This window comes from Escherichia sp. MOD1-EC5189 (assembly GCF_002966045.1).
Lineage (GTDB): Bacteria > Pseudomonadota > Gammaproteobacteria > Enterobacterales > Enterobacteriaceae > Escherichia > Escherichia coli_F.
This window is the reverse complement of record NZ_PTRX01000098.1, coordinates 1-788: the sequence shown is the minus strand read 5'-3', so window position 1 is coordinate 788 and position 788 is coordinate 1. Positions and strand designations below refer to the sequence as shown.

Here is a 788-nt window from a genome sequence, read left to right as displayed (position 1 = left end):
TGCGGGGCAAACATCGCCATACCTGAACCACCAATATCCGCCACAACCCCCAGCTTACCGTCAGCACCACGACGCAGAGGCAGAATGGCTTCAGGCCCAGCTTCCCCCATCACACCTGCACCTTTTGCAAAAGCAAAAAACGTCGGACGGTTAACCACCGTGCCACTGTAGCGACTCAAATCAGCAGACTGATAAACACCACCATCAGCATTGGGCGTCACACTGGCAGTTGCTGCACTCCCCCAGCCAAACGCCGAACCAATCCCCTTAACTGCCTGCATCATGGACATCTGAGCCATGATTTTTGCCAGATCAGAAAGGAGCGAGGCGGTAAAAGATTTGAAGTTCAGTTTTCCGGTGGTACAGAATGTTGCCAGTGCATTACCTGCACTATTAAATGCCGCTGTAAGCATCTGCTCCGCAGTGCCTGCCGCATTATCCGCATCTGCCGTGAAATTCTGAAACGCCCGCATGGCACCGTTTTTCCAGTTACCCTGAGCAATTTCAAGCTGTTGCCAGTAACGGCGATTCTCATTCAGTTGCCTGTTCAGGCTCTCCGTCAGCGCCTGCTCGGCCTTTCTGTAGTCATCCGTGTTATATGTCCCTTTCTGCTCACTATCCCGCCTCAACTGCTCCAGCTGTTGCTGGTATTTCTGGCGAAGGCTCAGTTGTACCTGATATCGCTGCCGCTGCTGATCACCCATACCCACCGTGGCGATATCCAGGTCATGTTGCTGACGCTGAGCGCGCTCTTCTTCAGCCAGTTGACTGGTCAGCTGAATTGTTTT

General features: G+C 53.0%; 1 protein-coding gene. It reads right to left on the bottom strand.

The window, feature by feature from the left end; genetic code table 11:
- On the bottom strand, positions 1-788 hold a 788-nt coding region (locus tag ATB02_RS25695), incomplete at both ends, for a phage tail tape measure protein (protein ID WP_198600606.1).